Here is a 15,266-nt window from a genome sequence, read left to right as displayed (position 1 = left end):
ATCCCAAACCGGAAATAAAGGAACATTCCCAGCAGAACCATAGAGGTGATAATTTGGCCAATTTTTCCCGCTAGCGTTGGATTGCCATCCTCATCGCAAGGGATATGGTCGAAGTTGTCGTCGGGTTGAGGCTTCATTACGACGATAGGGCCACCGGGGCTATCGATAGTAGCGTAATATTGTGCCTGGTCTATTTCGTACATAGCATTGCCCTCAATTCTGAGGGTATCCTAGGGAGGTCATTTTGGCAACCGCGACCTTAAGTCCGCGATCTTCAGCTGAGCCCACAGTCGGCGGAAATCTGGTCCTTGGATTTTCGTGGATGTTGGTCATGGCGGTCGGTTTGGTGCCGATTGTCGAGGGATCGCTCAACCGCTCCCCATCTATCACTGCACCTACTGTCATCGCCTTCTTTATCGCTGTCGGTAGCGCCGTCGTGCTTCGCCAGCGCTATTCATGGGTCGGGTTAGTTCTGCACATCTACGGCCAAATTGCGATCTGGCTGTCGCTATTTGTCATGTCCCTCGCCGTTGTCCTGGTCTTGATCCCGAAAGGTTGACCTCTCCCTTCAACACGTCGTTTGTTCGGGGCGATGGGACATAGGGATGAGCTGCGCGGACCACTGCCGCAGCTTTCTCGATCGCCTCGACCTCCGCTGGTTTACCCCTTGGATCGATCCTCCAGTTTGACCTGGGATGAATCACGATCGGCAGGGCGATGACGGGGCCGATCAGGTTTTTCCAGTACGTGTCGGTTTTGCCAACCGCGCCTGCAAGCAGGTGGGCGAGTAGATCCTGCATTTCGCCCACTGTAGTTGGTGTGTCTTGAGCCATCGCCTGCCAACTTAGACTAAAGCCTAAGGACCGGAACAGGCGTAACCGTTGCGTGTCCGCGGCGCCGGCACGTCGTGCAACGCAAGCGTGTAATAGCTTGGGAGATTGAACCATCCGATCGAAAGCGCTCGATGATTTTCACAGCCGGGAGGTTTATCGTCCGGCCGCATGGGCACGTGATCCGCATATCCTCGCGCGCTGACGCCCATTCACCAAGGCTAGTGAACTTGGATTGGTTTAGCGCTGCCACTGGCAACCGACAGAGTGGGTGAGACCCTGACAAAGAGGATGAGACAGTCTCATCCTCTTTGTCCCGCGTGCTTCATATCACTGGTCATGGCGGCGTGACTTCCTCGTAGCAGCCGGCTCGACGAAGCTGGCGAATGATCCCGTTAAACGCGGCTGTGACGCCTTGGGCACGACCAATCTCGTTGTCCTGTGCGGCCGCGTCCCAGAACAAGGTAAGCGGCCATTTCTCGGGGCAATGCGGAAGCAGACAACGAAGAGCGAGGCGGATCTCCGGCACATCAACTCGGACGTCAGAGCAGCGGGTGACGCCGGTGCGCAAAATATGCACGGACAGCGCGATCACGACACGCTGATGCCTCGGCAGATTCGACACCGATCAATGGAAGTCATGCGACTTGAACCGCACGACCTCCTCCGGATCCATACCGTCCGCGTGGGGTGGCCAGTATTGGTTGCGAGGTTCAGGATTCCATCCCTTGTCGCCACGGTCGGGCGAGCCCGGATGTTGCGCGGCATCGCCACGCCCGGTCCGGTGCGGAAACGACATGTCACCAACGCGGTGGAGGAGGTCGCCATGGTCGACGATCCGGCTGCAGATCACATGGATGATCTCGCCTTCCTTTTGAACCTGCCCCTTCAGGCCGACCATCGACGCCGACATAATCGTCCGGCGTTGTGCCTCGAAACGATCGGGCCAGAGGATGCCGTTGGCGATGCCCGTTTCGTCCTCGATCGTGATGAACAGCACGCCCTTGGCGGAGCCGGGCTTCTGACGGACCAGGACAATGCCGGCGACCTCGACGTATCGGCCATCCCGAATGTTGGCGAGATCGGCGCATTTGGTGACGCCGCGCCTAGTCAACTCGTCGCGCACGAACGTCAGCGGATGCGCGCGAAGCGAGAGCTGCAGCGCCCGGTAATCTTCGATCACCTCTCGGCCGTCGGTCAGCGGCCGCAGTGCGACGTCTGGCTCGAGGCCTTCCGCGCTAAAGGTTTCGGCCGATCGATCAGCTGCCGCGAAAAGCGGTAACGGAGCCTCGCCGAGCCCCCTTACCTTCCAAAGTCCTTGCCGACGATCAACGCTGAAGCCGTGGAAGGCATCGCCGTCAGCCAGCTTTTCGATCGCGGCGCGCTGCACGCCAGACCGTCGCCAGACGTCCTCGACGCTCTCAAAGGGTGTGATCGTACGCGCGCCAACGATCTTCGCGCCATCAGCGTTCGACAGGCCGCGGATTTGCCGAAGGCCGAGCCGCACAGCAAGGTAGCGCCCGCCTGTCTTCTCCAGCGTGCAATCCCAACGACTGGCGTTGACGCAAGGGGGACGCACTTCGACGCCGTGGTCGCGCGCGTCGCGGACGATCTGCGCCGGCGCATAGAAGCCCATTGGCTGCGCGTTCATGAGCGCCGCACAGAACACGTCGGGATGATGATGCTTCATCCAGCTGCTGGCGTAGGAAATCTTGGCGAAACTCGCCGCATGGCTCTCCGGGAAACCGTAGGAGCCGAAGCCCTCGAGCTGGCGGAACGTGCGCTCTGCAAACTCTCTTGGATAGCCGCGTTCGACCATCCCCTCGATCAGCTTCTCGCTGAAGTGCGAGACCCCGCCTGTGAACTTGAACGTCGCCATCGCGCGGCGCAGCTGGTCCGCCTCGGCCGCGGTGAAGCCGGCGCCGACGATCGCGACCTTCATCGCCTGTTCCTGAAACAGCGGGACGCCAAGCGTCTTCTCAAGCACCGCGCGCAACTCCGGCCGGGGATATTCCGGCTTCTCGAGTCCCTCGCGTCGGCGAAGATACGGATGGACCATGTCGCCCTGGATCGGTCCTGGCCGCACGATCGCCACCTGGATCACGAGGTCGTAGAAGCGCCGCGGTTTCATCCGTGGCAGCATCGACATCTGCGCGCGGCTCTCGATCTGGAAGGTGCCGAGCGTATCTGCCTTGGAGATCATGGCGTAGACGTCCGGGTCGTCGTCCTGCAGGTCCGCCAGCCCGACCCGCAGCCCCTTGTCCGCCTCAAGCATGTTGAAGGCGCGGTTCATGCAGCCGAGCATGCCCAGACCGAGAACGTCGACCTTCATGAATTTCAGCGCATCGATGTCGTCCTTATCCCACTCGATGATCTGGCGGTCTTCCATCGCGGCTGGTTCGATTGGCACCAGGTCATCAAGACGGTCATGGGTGAGGACGAACCCACCCGGGTGCTGGGACATGTGCCGCGGCACACCAATCAGCTTTCGTGCAAGCTCGAGCGTCAGACGGAGCCGTCGATCGCCAATGTCGAGGTTGAGCTCTTCGACTTGCTTCTCGCCTACGCCGTCGGCCGACCAGCCCCAGACGAGCCCTGCCAGTGACGAGGTAAGATCCTCCGGCAGACCAAGCACCTTGCCGACGTCACGCACTGCACCCCGCGCGCGGTAGCGCGTCACGACGGCCGTCAGCGCGGAGTGGTTGCGACCGTAGGTCTCGTAGATCCACTGGATGATCTCTTCGCGGCGCTCATGCTCGAAGTCGACGTCGATGTCGGGAGGCTCGCGGCGCTCCCCCGACACGAACCGTTCGAACAGCAGCTCATGTTTGATCGGGTCGATCGAGGTCACGCCAAGCACGAAACATACGCACGAGTTGGCAGCCGATCCGCGCCCCTGACACAGAATCCCGCGCCGGCGTGCTTCCCGCACGATCGCGTAGACAGTCAAAAAGTACGGCGCGTAGCCAAGCTCGCCAATTAGCCGCATTTCGTGCGTTATCTGGTCCGTATAAGGCTGCGGCACGTCGCCATCGAACATCCGCTCGACCGCTTCTGTGGCGAGCTTCTGGAGCGCTTCCTGGGCCGTCAGACCGTCGATCAGCTTCTCATGCGGGTACTGATACTGAAGCTCGCCAAGATTGAAGGTGCAGATCCGCGCGATGTCGACGCTGGCCTGTAACGCGTCGGGGTAGGCGCGGAAACGCCTGACCATCTCATCGGGGGATTTCAGCGCGCGATCGGCGTTCACCTCACGCCGATAGCCAAGCTCGTCGACGGTGCATTTCTCGCGCACCGCGGCCACCACGTCCTGCAGCAGCCGTGCTTCAGGCGCATGATACAGCACGTCGCCGGTTACGACCGCGCGCACTGCCGCTCCGCCAGCCTGTCGGGCCAGCGCATCGATGCGGACCGCGTCGCCCGGCCGACGCCGTTGGAACAGCGCCATGTAGCCCCGACGGCCGTAGATCGCCTTGAGGTCCTTCAGCGCAGCGAGGTTCTCTTCGTCCGCCTCGTGCGGAAGCAGAATGGCGATGACGCCTTCAGACCATGGCTCGAGGTCGTGCCAGTGCAGCAGGCAACCGCCCTTTCCCGCCCGCTTCTTGCCGACGGTCAGCAATCGGGTGATCCGCGACCAGGCCGGACGGTCCGTTGGGTAAAGCAGCAAGCGACGGCCGCATGAAAGATCGATGCGCGTACCCGCGATCGAGCGGACGCCAGTGGCTTTTTGCGCCTCCCATGCGCGCACAACACCGGCGACCGTGCCGATGTCGCTGACGCCGATCGCCGGGTAGCCAAGCACGGCAGCGGCCGCGAACAGCTCCTCTGGACTGGACGCCCCGCGGAGCAGCGAGAAGTGTGTCAGCACCTGAAGCTCGACATAGTGGGTCATCCAAAGACCCCGTGCATCCACCAGGACAGGTCGCCGGTGTCGTCCTCAAAACCGTCGCCACGACGGAAGACCCAGTAGCGACCGCCAGTCTCGTCCTCGACGCGGTAATAGTCGCGGACCGCCCATACTTCCGCGTCACGCCGCCACCATTCGCCATGAACGCGTTCGGGACCGTCGCCGCCAACCACCTTGTACGTCGTGCCGCGCCACTCAAAGCGCCGCGGAGGTTGGTCGGGCATCAGGGCGATCACGCGATGCAGTGGCTCTGGATGCGCGAAGAGACGGATCGGCCGCTTCCACTCTGGCCATGTTCCCGGCAGCTCGTTGGGATCGGATTTGACCACGGCCCGCTCCGGGACATGGCTTTCGACGGGAGCGATGCGGAAGACCGAGTGCATCCCGATTCTGCCTGCGATCAGGTCGACCAGGCGTGCGGGGTCGCGCACCAGCGTTTCACCAGCGAGGACGGCGCCGAGATCAACCGCGTCGAGCGGCTCCGTGTGCGGCGCCACCATTTGAAACTGCTCGAGGCCCATGCCGGGATCGATCCGCTCGATCCGCAGCTTCAACAGCCTCAGAAGGTGAGAGACCTCCCGTGTCGGCCGGGATGTGCCGACCGCGACGATTTGCTCGGTGCCATCGACGCGCATTCCCGTCAGGCGGAGCGAGCGTGCGCCAACGCCTTTCGCCCGCAGCAGCACGACAAGATCGCCCAAGAGGTCACCCATGACCTGTTCGATCGCCTCGGCCGTGCTGATCGGCTCCAGTAACCGGCGTTCGACCGCCGGGACCTCGATGTCCTCTCGCGGGGTGATTGGCTCTGCGACACCGCCCAGGGCTTGATCGAGGCGTGTGATGGTCGGCAGCCCGAGCCGGCGCGCGAGGGGTCCGCGCGCGACTGGCAGGAGATCTGAGATCCGTTCGAATCCGAATTTGCGCGCCGCGGTCAACGCCGTGGGCGTCAGGCGCAGCGATGCGATCGGCAACGGGCTGAGTGCCTCGACCGTGCCGTGCGGCTCGACGCGCGTAAGATCGGCTTTTCCAAAACGGGCCAGCGCGTGGGCGGCCCCCGGCGTATCGGCGACCGCGACGCGCGCGGTGAAGCCTGCACGACGACAAAAGGCGAGCAGACGACGGCAAAACCGCTCTTCTCCGCCATGGAGGTGATCGCAGCCGGCGAGATCAATCCAAAGGCCATCAGCCGGGGTGACAGCCGCGATCGGCGACCAGCGCCGTACCGCCAACAGAGCGAGGCGATCGAGGAGTGCTGCATCGGCTTCCGGCTCAAACGGACGGAAGTCGAGATCTGACACCAGCGCGCGGGCGTGGGTGGCGGCCATACCGGGATGGATGCCGAGCGACTGCGCACCGGTGCAGGCAGCGACCACCTCTTCGCGCCGGCCGACCTTGCCAACGAGAGCGAGCGGCGCGTGCTGGACCGGGGGCATAACTGGCGTGGCGAGCCGCAATGCAGGCGCGTGCGCCTTGTACGGGTGGCTCGCCGCTTCCGATCGCCTGCCAAGCTCCCGCATTGGCGGCTTCGCGTGGACAGGAAGCGACGCGATCTGCGCCTCAACCTCTTCGCGCGACTGCGCACTGGTTCTCGCCCAGCGGGCGCCAGGCCGCCAACCGCCGCCCCGCGGCACCGAACAGGCACCAGGATCGTCGTCGACCGGCAGTTGCAGGGCGGGCCGCTCAGGCGGCCGCGTAGCGGGCCGTTCCAACCGTCTCAGCCGCTCTATGGCTAAGTTCGGCAGGAACAGCGAGACGACCCGTCTCATCGCTGCCCTCCACAATTAGGGAAAAGCCCTCACCGCCGCGTTGCCGCGCCAGTTCGACCGTCCATCTCGCTCTTCCTACGCCCGCGACCTCCAGCCGCGCCGAAGGCGCGGAGCCGATCCGCCAGCGCGTCCACGCGGCGGACGGTTCGGCGAAGGGATCCTGGTCACGGCCGCGGCGACGACGCAGCAGCAGTACCGGCATGTCGGCTTCAGCTGCGACCAGCTGCAGGCGACGCGTTGCAACCATCGAGACCTTGCTTGCTTCCGCGACGATCGCCGACGGCGTGCCGTCGCGCACCGCGTCCTCGATCACAGCCAGCAACGCGGCATCGTCAGGAGGGTGCGCGTAGATCACGCTTGCTGACGCAAGACCAGCCTGAGCCAGTCCCGGCGCATAGACGTTTGGCCTACAGCTCGCCCACAGAACCGGCCCGCCGGCAATTGCCGCTTCGCGCGCCGCGATCCCGGCTAGAAACAGCGTGGTGGCTGCATCATCAACCAATGCTCCGCTTTGTGCCGTTGCCTCATGAAGCGCGCCGGCACGCAGACCCCCAGCCCCAAGTCGGCCGTCGAGCTCCTCAATGCCGAAAGGCAGCACACGGTAATCCGTGACCGGCGTGGCGATCGTCCGGAGATGCGCTATGCTTGGCGCGAAGGAATCGAGGGCGGAGGACATCGTGTTCTAAGACTCTACTCGTTCCCTTTATGTTCCGTTAATGCGGACAGTTGGTCAAGCGCCGATCGTCTCAGCTCATCGTTTCGGAATGGAACGCACGCGATACGAACCGGCAACAGACGGTGAAATTCCGCTTTCCAAGACCGGTCGCGTGACTCATAGAAATGCGATGCCGATCCGCGCCGAGAACCGCTGGCTCTACCCGATCGACTGGCAGCAGCTGTCAGGCACGATCCGGTTCGACCGTGCCGGCAGGCGCTGCGAGCAATGCCGTCGGCCGCACCTTCGCCGCGTCGCTCATCTTTGTGATGGACGCTGGTGGGACGCTGATACGTCGTGCTGGCGATCGGACCAAGGCAAGCGGGTTTCGATGAAGGGGGGCTTCGCACTGGCGAGGGTGCGGACGACCTATGTCGTTCTGGCGTGCGCGCATCTCGATCATGACCCGAGCAACAGTGCGCCGGCAAACCTCAAAGCGCTCTGCCAGCGCTGCCACATGATCCACGATGCAGCTGAACATCGCTGGCAGCGCTGGTGGAATTCCTTTCGCCTGCGGGCGTTGCGGGACCTGTATGAGGATCCCCGCATCACCCGCGAGCGACACGCCGCCTCTTAAAGATCGATGTTGCGCGTCTTCATGGCCTGAGCCGCTAGATCAGCGATCGGCCCTACCCCGCCGACCGCCTCATAGACCTCGGTGACGTCGTGGTTCTCGAGCTTGTCGAGCATCAGCGCAACCGCCTTTGCATTCGCCTCGTCCAGCACGGTCTTTGTCTCGTCGCTTGCCATGGGTAAGGGTCCTGCTCGTTTATAAGGAGCATGAGTAGCATGAACATCAGCGAGCTGGCCAAAGGTGTTGCGACGTCGACTGGGTCTAGCGAGGCCGACGCAAAGAAGGCGATCTCGGCCGTTTTTGATCAGATTGCGGACGCCGCTGCAAAGGGCGAGGAAGTCTCTATCCCAGGGTTCGGCAAGTTTGCCGTGAAGGATCGCCCTGAGCGGGACGGACGCAACCCGTCGACCGGTGAAGCTATCAAGATCGCAGCGTCCAAGAAGGTTGCGTTCACGGCCGCCAAGGGTCTCAAGGACAAGCTCTGACGAACATGCGCCGGCGATCGTTCGCTGGCGCCGACAGGAGGCGCGGATGTGCAATCGGTATAGGTTGACGGCGAAGCAGGCCGACGTGGCTGCTACGTTCGGTATCCGCCCTCCCTATGAGGCCGACGAAACCTTCCCGGTCGGCGACATATTCCCAACTGGCAAGAAGACGCCGTTCTATGGGGCCGTTATCGTGCAGGACGGTGACGATCGCCGGATTGAGCGCATGGAATGGGGCGTGCCCACGCAGATTCCGAGCAAGCGCGATCCCGCGACGAAGCTCACAAAATATGTCACCAACGTCAGGAATTTGTCGTCCAGCTTCTGGCGGTCGATGCTCATTACGCCAGCACGGCGCTGCCTCGTCCCGGTTACTTCATTTTCCGAATACGGCGTCCAACCTGGCGAGGACGGCAAGAAGCCGCTGCATTGGTTCGACGTACCAAGTCGGCCGGTTTTTGCATTCGCCGGTATTTGGAGGCCAACTGAGCGCGGGAACGCATACGGTTTTCTAACTACGGAGCCGAATTCAGTCGTGGCACCAGTTCATCCGAAAGCGATGCCGGTGATCCTCCATGACGAAGACTATCAACGCTGGCTGACTGGGGATTGGGATGATTTACGTGATGTCGTCTCCCCATACCCATCTCAGTTAATGAAGGTCGACTGATTGGCGTCCTTCGGCTCGAGAAGCGATCAGGGATGGTCATACCCTCCGGCGATGCTTAGTCGATCTCCTCGATTTGACGGAGCAGAGCATCGAACGAAACGCGTGAGCGTGTCCGTGCGACCTCCCCTCCGCCAGCGTATCTGCTCACCCCCTTGCGGCGGTAACACAGGCGGCGTGACACGGGCTGCATAGTCCGAGGTTGGGTGGGGCTGCCGGATTTTGCTTGCGCCGTTGCGCGCTTGCTGATTCAGAATCCTCATGAACGTCGAAGCCGTCCGAGCGCTTTCGCATGATGAGCTGGTCGCGCTGGTGCTGGCGCAGGCGGAAGTTATTTCGCTTCAGGCCGCGCGAATTGCGGAGTTAAGCGCCCTGGTAGAGACTCAGGCGGCATCCATCACGCGCCTTGAGAGGCGTGTGGCCGAGCTGGAGGACAAGCTGGGCAAGCCGCCGAAGACGCCGGACAATTCCTCGATACCGCCGAGCGCCGGACAAAAGCCAAACCTGCCCGAGCGCCAGCGCAAAGACCGCAAGGGTCGCCCCGGTGTCACCCGCGCGCTGGCTGCCGATCCCGACCAGGTGGTCGAGGCCCTTGCCACGCAGTGCCCGAACTGCGCCGCGGCGTTGAGCCAGGACGACCAGCGCAAGGTTCATGCCTATGATCATATCGAGATCCCGCCGATCAAGCCGGTGACGACGCGCGTCCATCTGCATAGCGGAGTATGCCCGTGTTGCGAGGCCACCTTCACTGCACCTGTACCCGAAGGGATGGAGCCGGGCTCACCCTTTGGCCCCGGCATCCAGGCACTGCTGATCCATCTCCACGTCACGCAAGCGATCAGCTTCGAGCGTCTCAAGGAGATCATGAAGACGGTCTTCGGTCTCGACATCAGCGAAGGTGCGGTCGCCAATATCCTCCAGCGCGCGCTCAAGCCGATGCTGGAGGCGGCCGAGGAGATCGGCGAGGAAGTCCGCCGGGCCGAGGTGATCGCTTCCGACGAGACGTCGGCACGGGTCTGCGGGCGCAAGCACTGGCAGTGGGTCATGCACACCACTACCGCGATCTATCACATCATCGCCGACACCCGCGCCGCGCGGATCATCACCGACTTCCTGGGCGGGGCCAGGCCCAAGGTCTGGGTAGCGGACCGCTACGGTGCGCAGAACGGCCATGGCGAGCAGCGCCAGGTCTGCCTGGCGCACCTGCTACGCGACGCACAATATGCCATCGACAGCGGCGACATGATGTTCGCACCGGGCTTCAAGGCTTTGCTCAAGCGGGCCTGCAACATCGGCAAACGACGAGACCGGCTCAAGAATACAACGCTTGCCCAGTATCTCGCCCGGCTGGAGCGACAACTGACCGGCCTGATGAAGCTCGCAGTACCGCACAAGCAGGGGCAAAAGCTCATGCGCGCGATCAAGAGGTGCCGCACCGACCTGTTCGTGTTCATGACCCGGCGCGACGTGCCCTACACCAACAACGGCTCGGAACGCGCGCTGCGCATGTCGGTGATCTTCCGCAAGGTAACCGGTTGCTTCCGCTCGACCTGGGGCTCGCAGTTCTACGCTGCCACAGTCTCCGTGATCGCCACAGCAAAGCTACACGGCAAGACCGCCCTCCAAGCGATCGTAGACGTCATCTCACAGCGTCGTGCGCCGACCCTCGCCGCATAGGGGGTGAGCAGATACCCGCCAGCCGCAAACTCCACGATTTCGACGTCGCCTATAGCTCCCGATATCGAACCAATAAGACGCTTAACCTTACCAGCTGACCCGGCACTCTGGCCATGCCAAAGCGCTTTCCCCGGCTTGTCTTCCGAGTAGATCGCAAAAACGGGCCAATACTCAGGCTTCTCATTCGGGAAATCTACCTGTAGCGACCTCACCGCGAAGGGCCTGTGTTTCTTCGTGGTCATCCGGCGGATTGCCACCCGTTCCGGCGATGGCAGTTGGATTATTCGAGGAAATAGCCGCCTCACCAGTGGTATGACGATACGAAAGCGCTTCCAAGTTCGCAGCGTAGCAAGGTCGAAAGTTGGAGGCGCTGATATCTGTACTGCCGCTTGGGCCCATTCCTTCTCCGCGACGTTTGTCTTCGCTAGGCTGGCTACGTCGATAGGTTGAGACATATAATCGACAGCTGCATGAAAGCCGTGACCGCGCCCAAGACGGTCCGTATAAGAGATCCAGAAGTGGTTAAATGGCTCGACTTCGCTGCTTTGTTTCAGCCCAAGCTCGCGAAATACCATCATCGGCATATTGATTTGTGCGCTTGAGCCCCGGCGAAGGAACGGTTGATGCCAGATTATCAATGGCAGCTCTCTGTCGAACGCTAATCCACAAATCTTACTTTGCGGGTCAGCAAAGAGTTCAATATATATGTCTCTAGCCTCTGAACCCCCGACATTGGTTAAGACTACCCATCCAATCGTGTCATCTTCCCTTTGGTACACTCCGGCGGAGATCTCAACACCAGGCCCGTTCGCCATTAGGGCGATGCGCGATGACCGTCGCGAGCCTAAAGCAGACACGCTTGCTGCAATCGCAGACAGGATAGCGACGGCTACTGGCAAATTAGTCATCTCAGCCGCCTGAAGGACATCAACAATGGAAAACTCCGCGCGCCTGAAATTATCGGGAATACCAAGCCATTGCGCGTTCGATATCGAACCCTTCCACGACTAATCGATCTGAGCCTTCTGAGTTACTCGTTTAGCCAACGCGCGCATCAACGATCGTGTGTTATGAGAAATTACGGTGGCTTCGTCCCGATCAAAGCTCAAGCCAGGATGCATCGCCGGGTTTCGGAAGGCGTCTTTCACAAAGTTGAGATAGCTAGCTACTTCAGACGCCCATTGTTTGAACGACGGATCGGCTTTGAGGCGAGCCTGCAATTCCGGAGCGCCCTTCTGTCCCTTGGCATCGTCCAAGGCTTTCAGAATTTCATTTATAGTAGTGCCCCATGATTTACCGATCGGGACGGTAAGATCGTCAGCGAATGCCGCGACTCCCGTCTCCGCAACCCGCATTAAATGCATGACGGAGGCTGTCCAGAGTTCGAATGTCTGACACTTTGCAGCTGCCACCACGTCGTTGCGGATCCCTGGAAATGCGATAAGCACCTCTTTGCCAAACCGTTCCTCGGCGTGATCGATATGTTTGACCTCCATCGGGTCGATGACAAAGCCTCTGTGCTGTGAAATCTCCTGATTCAACCCTGTTATCAAGTGATCGTATGCGCGACGCAGAGCATCAGCTGTACTTTGCGTGAGGCCGAACACGTTGTTCGTATTCTTGGTAGCCGTCAGTTTTCCTAACGCTGAGCGATAGCTGTTGATCGCTCCGGCTGTTACAGGCAGCTCGAGCGGATCTACAATATCGCCAATTGTCTTCAGGTTCCGTCCGAGCGACGACCCTATTTCACCTATAGTTATCCAGAGCGTTCCGTCATGCTTCATAACGTCTATCGGTCGCACCAGCCGTTCTGTCATCACCGCCAGAGCCGATACAGCTTGAAGTAGTGCGCTTAGATCAATGCGCTTCATTCGACCCCGCCCGTTCTTATCGTGTTGATATCCGCCGTAGTTTCGGCGGTAACCCGAGTGGCGCGTCTATCTTCCACGGCCATCACTTGCTCCACCCCGTTGCCCGTAGGATGACCTCCGCAGTCGTTGGAGTAAACCAATCAGATTGCCTTTCAGGGCTTCGATCGCTCATCTGGGCCAGCTTGGTCGAAAAGTTTGTCGATCTCGATATCCACCGGGTGCACGCCTTTGAGCTTTTCCTCGCTAGCGGGGCCCAAGGCAATTTTTAGGATCGAATTCTCTGCCTCGATGAGGTTGTCACGTGCGCCATACAGACCTAGCATCACCAAGTCGGTACGAACCTTGCTCGAATCCATCATAGCTCGCGTCGGGCGGTACAAGTTTTCGACATCTTGAACGATCGCCCGAATCCTTCGAACCAGGTCATCCACATCGTTATTGCTTATCTGCGCTGCGCCCTCGGTCGACAACGTCAATCCATCGCTCATCATTGTATCCTTTTTCAATTGGTACTTATGCGAAACCCTCTGCGGCGTGATTACGAAACGCCTCTTCATCCCGAACGTAGGTACTCAGCATCTCAATCGACTTATGCCGGCTGTGTTCCTTCATCTTAAATAGGGTCGCACCGGTGCGGCCCGCCTCCGTCAGGAAGCCAGCGCGGAGTGAATGACCGGCGAACAGCGACGGATCGTAGCCGACTGCGGCAGCGCGTTTCTTCACCACCAGCGCAACAGATTGCTCGCTAAGCGCGGTCTCCGTGACCCGGCCGTGCGGGGTGAGCCGTCGAAACACCGCCCCCTCACTGATGCCCGCCGCTTCGATCCAGGCGCGGTAATGGCGCACGGGCTCGATCCGCCGCCCTTCCAGGATTGCGACCGACTGCCCTTCCCCGCCCTGGTCACCCTTCGAGAACGGGATCGATACCGATAGGCCGCGCGGATGCGGGGCGATATCCTCGACCCTGATCCGCACCAGCTCGGAGCGCCGGAACGCGCCCATCATGCCCATTGTCAGCAGCGCGCGGTCACGCAGGTCGAGCATGGTGTCGCCGGTGATGCCGCGGATGATGTCGCGTAGCACGTCAGCGTCGGCAGGCCTCTTGTTGCCGAGTTTGTCCGTGCGCTTGGCTCGGCGGATTCCGCGCATCATTGTGATGAGGGTGGCGGCGCCCATCTGCGTCGTGGGCGGCTCGAGGCCCGCCGCACGATGGACGAACACGATCGCGGCGAGGCGGCGCTCGATCGACGCCTTCGACAAGGGCCGCCCCGCGGAGAAGGCAGTGCCGATCTCGGCGATCTCGGCGAGATGAGCGCTGGTCACCTGGGGTGTCGCCGGCAGCGGTTGATAGCCGCGCGCCGCGCACCAGGCGGTGAACAACTGCCAGTCCGAACGGTAGGCGCGCACGGTCGACGCGGCGGAGGCTCGCGCCACATACGCCTTCACGCGCGCCTCATCCTCCGCGGTGATGCCGGTCAGCAGCGGTTGCTCCACGCCGATCGCAGCCGGGATCAGCGCGAGGTTTGCGCCCCCTACCCTTTCGCCATCCTTTCCTTCCGCGTTGCTCGTCATGCGTCGGCGACGGGCCGGACAGGCGTCTTGACGCTCACCCGGTACGGCTTTCCCTCGCCGCGTGGATAATGCGCCAGCACCACATCGGCCGGGCCCACGCCAATGTCGGTTCCGCCCGCTTCGGTAACGATCTCGATCGCAGCGTCGATCGCGTCACGCAGTTCGGTCAGCGAGGTCACTGGCCAGCGTTCTATGACCCTGCCCATCTCCCCGCGACGGTCCAGATCGAGGAGAATGCCGAACACTGCGGCCCAGCCCTCAGGTTTGTCGTCATCCGTAGGCGCTGGCGTCACGGCTGGCCGCTTACGTGGACGGCCACGCTTCCGAATGGTGGCCGGCAGCGTGTCATCAGTGCCGTCTGCGGTGATTTTCATGTCGGTCATGCTCGGATCGCTCCCCAATCATCGCGCAGCTCTGACGATCGTTTGGTAGTAGCAGGAATGAGACTTATCGCTAGTAACTATTGTGGCAGATAGCGGTAAGTGGATACCGATAGAGTCCCTCCCCCTTCGATGTAGTTTATGGTATGGCAACTCAACGATGCCACTCCTGATGGATAGTGCCCCATGACCCTCCAAGTAAACATCACGTCCAATGGACGCATGAGCCTTCCTGTTGGTATTCGCAAACGGCTTGGCCTTGAAGATGGTGGCGCGGTGCTCGTTGAGGAAACGCCAGATGGCGTCATTTTGCGTACGGTAGATCAGGCCGTGGCAAAGGCGCAGTCGATCGCCAAACGGTATGCCCAGCATCCCGACGCCTCGGTCGATGCCTTCCTTGCGACGCGGCGGGCGGAGAGCGGCGAATGACCCATGTCGTGCTCGATGCCTCGGCGATCCTTGCGTTGCTGAAGGGTGAGCGCGGCGCGAGCAAGGTCGCCGGAGTGATCGCGGACGCCTCGGTGTGCGCGATCAACCAGGCCGAAGTCATCAGCCACTTCGTCCATCTTGGCGCGCCCTTGCACGATGTGCGTATGATGCTCGGTGCCTTGCCCTACACCGTCGTACCCGCCGACGACAGCTTGGCATGGGACGCTGGAAGCTTACGGGCCGCAACCGCCAACGCCGGCCTGTCGCTCGGTGATCGCTTCTGCCTTGCGCTGGCGCGCCGCCTCGGCGTCAGCGCCTATACCGCTGATCGTGCGTGGAAAGACGTCGCAGGCGAAACCGCTACCAAGGTCGTCATCATCCGCTAGGCTCCAC

Annotated in this window: 16 protein-coding genes; 7 read left to right on the top strand and 9 right to left on the bottom strand. The window is 61.5% G+C overall.

Annotated features, from left to right (window positions below; genetic code table 11):
- The first annotated feature begins 244 nt into the window (after nucleotides 1-244).
- Entirely contained in the window at nucleotides 245-559 is a 315-nt protein-coding gene (locus AC1MLZ_RS23465) for a hypothetical protein (protein ID WP_480962256.1), read from the top strand.
- A 608-nt stretch (nucleotides 560-1,167) separates the two neighbouring features.
- Here AC1MLZ_RS23465 and AC1MLZ_RS23460 read toward each other — a convergent pair.
- From AC1MLZ_RS23460 to AC1MLZ_RS23445, 4 genes are all read right to left on the bottom strand, one after another.
- The gene (locus AC1MLZ_RS23460; RefSeq protein WP_235188254.1) at nucleotides 1,168-1,425 is read right to left on the bottom strand and encodes a hypothetical protein; all 258 of its coding nucleotides are present in this window, start codon (nucleotides 1,423-1,425) and stop codon (nucleotides 1,168-1,170) included.
- A gap of 33 nt (nucleotides 1,426-1,458) precedes the next feature.
- Nucleotides 1,459-4,722: an error-prone DNA polymerase gene (locus AC1MLZ_RS23455; protein ID WP_480962255.1), complete on the bottom strand. Its 3,264-nt coding sequence runs from the start codon at nucleotides 4,720-4,722 to the stop codon at nucleotides 1,459-1,461.
- A complete protein-coding gene (locus AC1MLZ_RS23450) occupies nucleotides 4,719-6,170 on the bottom strand; it encodes a Y-family DNA polymerase (RefSeq protein ID WP_480962344.1) in 1,452 nt (483 codons plus the stop codon). Before AC1MLZ_RS23450 ends, AC1MLZ_RS23455 begins: the two co-directional genes overlap by 4 nt.
- A 247-nt stretch (nucleotides 6,171-6,417) precedes the next feature.
- Nucleotides 6,418-7,179 (bottom strand): ImuA family protein, encoded by a 762-nt coding sequence (locus AC1MLZ_RS23445; RefSeq protein ID WP_480962254.1) that lies wholly within the window; start codon nucleotides 7,177-7,179, stop codon nucleotides 6,418-6,420.
- 169 nt (nucleotides 7,180-7,348) lie between these two features.
- Here AC1MLZ_RS23445 and AC1MLZ_RS23440 point away from each other — a divergent pair, with 169 nt between their 5' ends.
- Nucleotides 7,349-7,795, top strand: coding sequence for a hypothetical protein (locus AC1MLZ_RS23440; RefSeq protein ID WP_480962253.1), 447 nt, complete (start codon nucleotides 7,349-7,351; stop codon nucleotides 7,793-7,795).
- Here AC1MLZ_RS23440 and AC1MLZ_RS23435 read toward each other — a convergent pair.
- The gene (locus AC1MLZ_RS23435) at nucleotides 7,792-7,968 is read right to left on the bottom strand and encodes a hypothetical protein (protein ID WP_480962252.1); all 177 of its coding nucleotides are present in this window, start codon (nucleotides 7,966-7,968) and stop codon (nucleotides 7,792-7,794) included. The genes AC1MLZ_RS23440 and AC1MLZ_RS23435 overlap by 4 nt on opposite strands.
- Nucleotides 7,969-8,007: 39 nt before the next feature.
- Between AC1MLZ_RS23435 and AC1MLZ_RS23430 the strand changes: the two genes are divergently transcribed.
- From AC1MLZ_RS23430 to tnpC, 3 genes are all read left to right on the top strand, one after another.
- A complete protein-coding gene (locus tag AC1MLZ_RS23430; RefSeq protein ID WP_480962251.1) occupies nucleotides 8,008-8,277 on the top strand; it encodes an HU family DNA-binding protein in 270 nt (89 codons plus the stop codon).
- A 46-nt stretch (nucleotides 8,278-8,323) separates the two neighbouring features.
- Nucleotides 8,324-8,947 (top strand): SOS response-associated peptidase, encoded by a 624-nt coding sequence (locus tag AC1MLZ_RS23425; protein ID WP_480962250.1) that lies wholly within the window; start codon nucleotides 8,324-8,326, stop codon nucleotides 8,945-8,947.
- A 258-nt stretch (nucleotides 8,948-9,205) separates the two neighbouring features.
- The gene (gene tnpC / locus AC1MLZ_RS23420) at nucleotides 9,206-10,621 is read left to right on the top strand and encodes an IS66 family transposase (RefSeq protein WP_480958268.1); all 1,416 of its coding nucleotides are present in this window, start codon (nucleotides 9,206-9,208) and stop codon (nucleotides 10,619-10,621) included.
- Between the two features lie 1,007 nt (nucleotides 10,622-11,628).
- Here the strand turns inward: tnpC and AC1MLZ_RS23415 are convergent.
- The 4 genes from AC1MLZ_RS23415 to AC1MLZ_RS23400 form a co-directional block, all read right to left on the bottom strand.
- Nucleotides 11,629-12,492, bottom strand: coding sequence for a hypothetical protein (locus AC1MLZ_RS23415; RefSeq protein ID WP_480962249.1), 864 nt, complete (start codon nucleotides 12,490-12,492; stop codon nucleotides 11,629-11,631).
- A 152-nt stretch (nucleotides 12,493-12,644) separates the two neighbouring features.
- A complete protein-coding gene (locus tag AC1MLZ_RS23410; RefSeq protein ID WP_480962248.1) occupies nucleotides 12,645-12,980 on the bottom strand; it encodes a hypothetical protein in 336 nt (111 codons plus the stop codon).
- Between the two features lie 25 nt (nucleotides 12,981-13,005).
- Complete coding sequence (locus tag AC1MLZ_RS23405; protein WP_480962247.1) at nucleotides 13,006-14,064, bottom strand: site-specific integrase; 1,059 nt, start codon at nucleotides 14,062-14,064, stop codon at nucleotides 13,006-13,008.
- Complete coding sequence (locus AC1MLZ_RS23400; RefSeq protein ID WP_480962246.1) at nucleotides 14,061-14,447, bottom strand: hypothetical protein; 387 nt, start codon at nucleotides 14,445-14,447, stop codon at nucleotides 14,061-14,063. The genes AC1MLZ_RS23405 and AC1MLZ_RS23400 overlap by 4 nt, the downstream gene beginning before the upstream one ends.
- Before the next feature lie 183 nt (nucleotides 14,448-14,630).
- On the opposite strand from AC1MLZ_RS23400, the gene AC1MLZ_RS23395 reads away from it, so the two are divergent.
- On the top strand, nucleotides 14,631-14,873 hold the full coding sequence (locus AC1MLZ_RS23395) for an AbrB/MazE/SpoVT family DNA-binding domain-containing protein (protein WP_480962245.1): 243 nt from the start codon (nucleotides 14,631-14,633) through the stop codon (nucleotides 14,871-14,873).
- On the top strand, nucleotides 14,870-15,259 hold the full coding sequence (locus tag AC1MLZ_RS23390; RefSeq protein ID WP_480962244.1) for a type II toxin-antitoxin system VapC family toxin: 390 nt from the start codon (nucleotides 14,870-14,872) through the stop codon (nucleotides 15,257-15,259). Before AC1MLZ_RS23395 ends, AC1MLZ_RS23390 begins: the two co-directional genes overlap by 4 nt.
- Nucleotides 15,260-15,266 lie beyond the last annotated feature (7 nt).

The organism is Sphingomonas sp. PEI4 (assembly GCF_056679955.1).
This window is presented reverse-complemented; position numbering and strand designations above follow the sequence as displayed.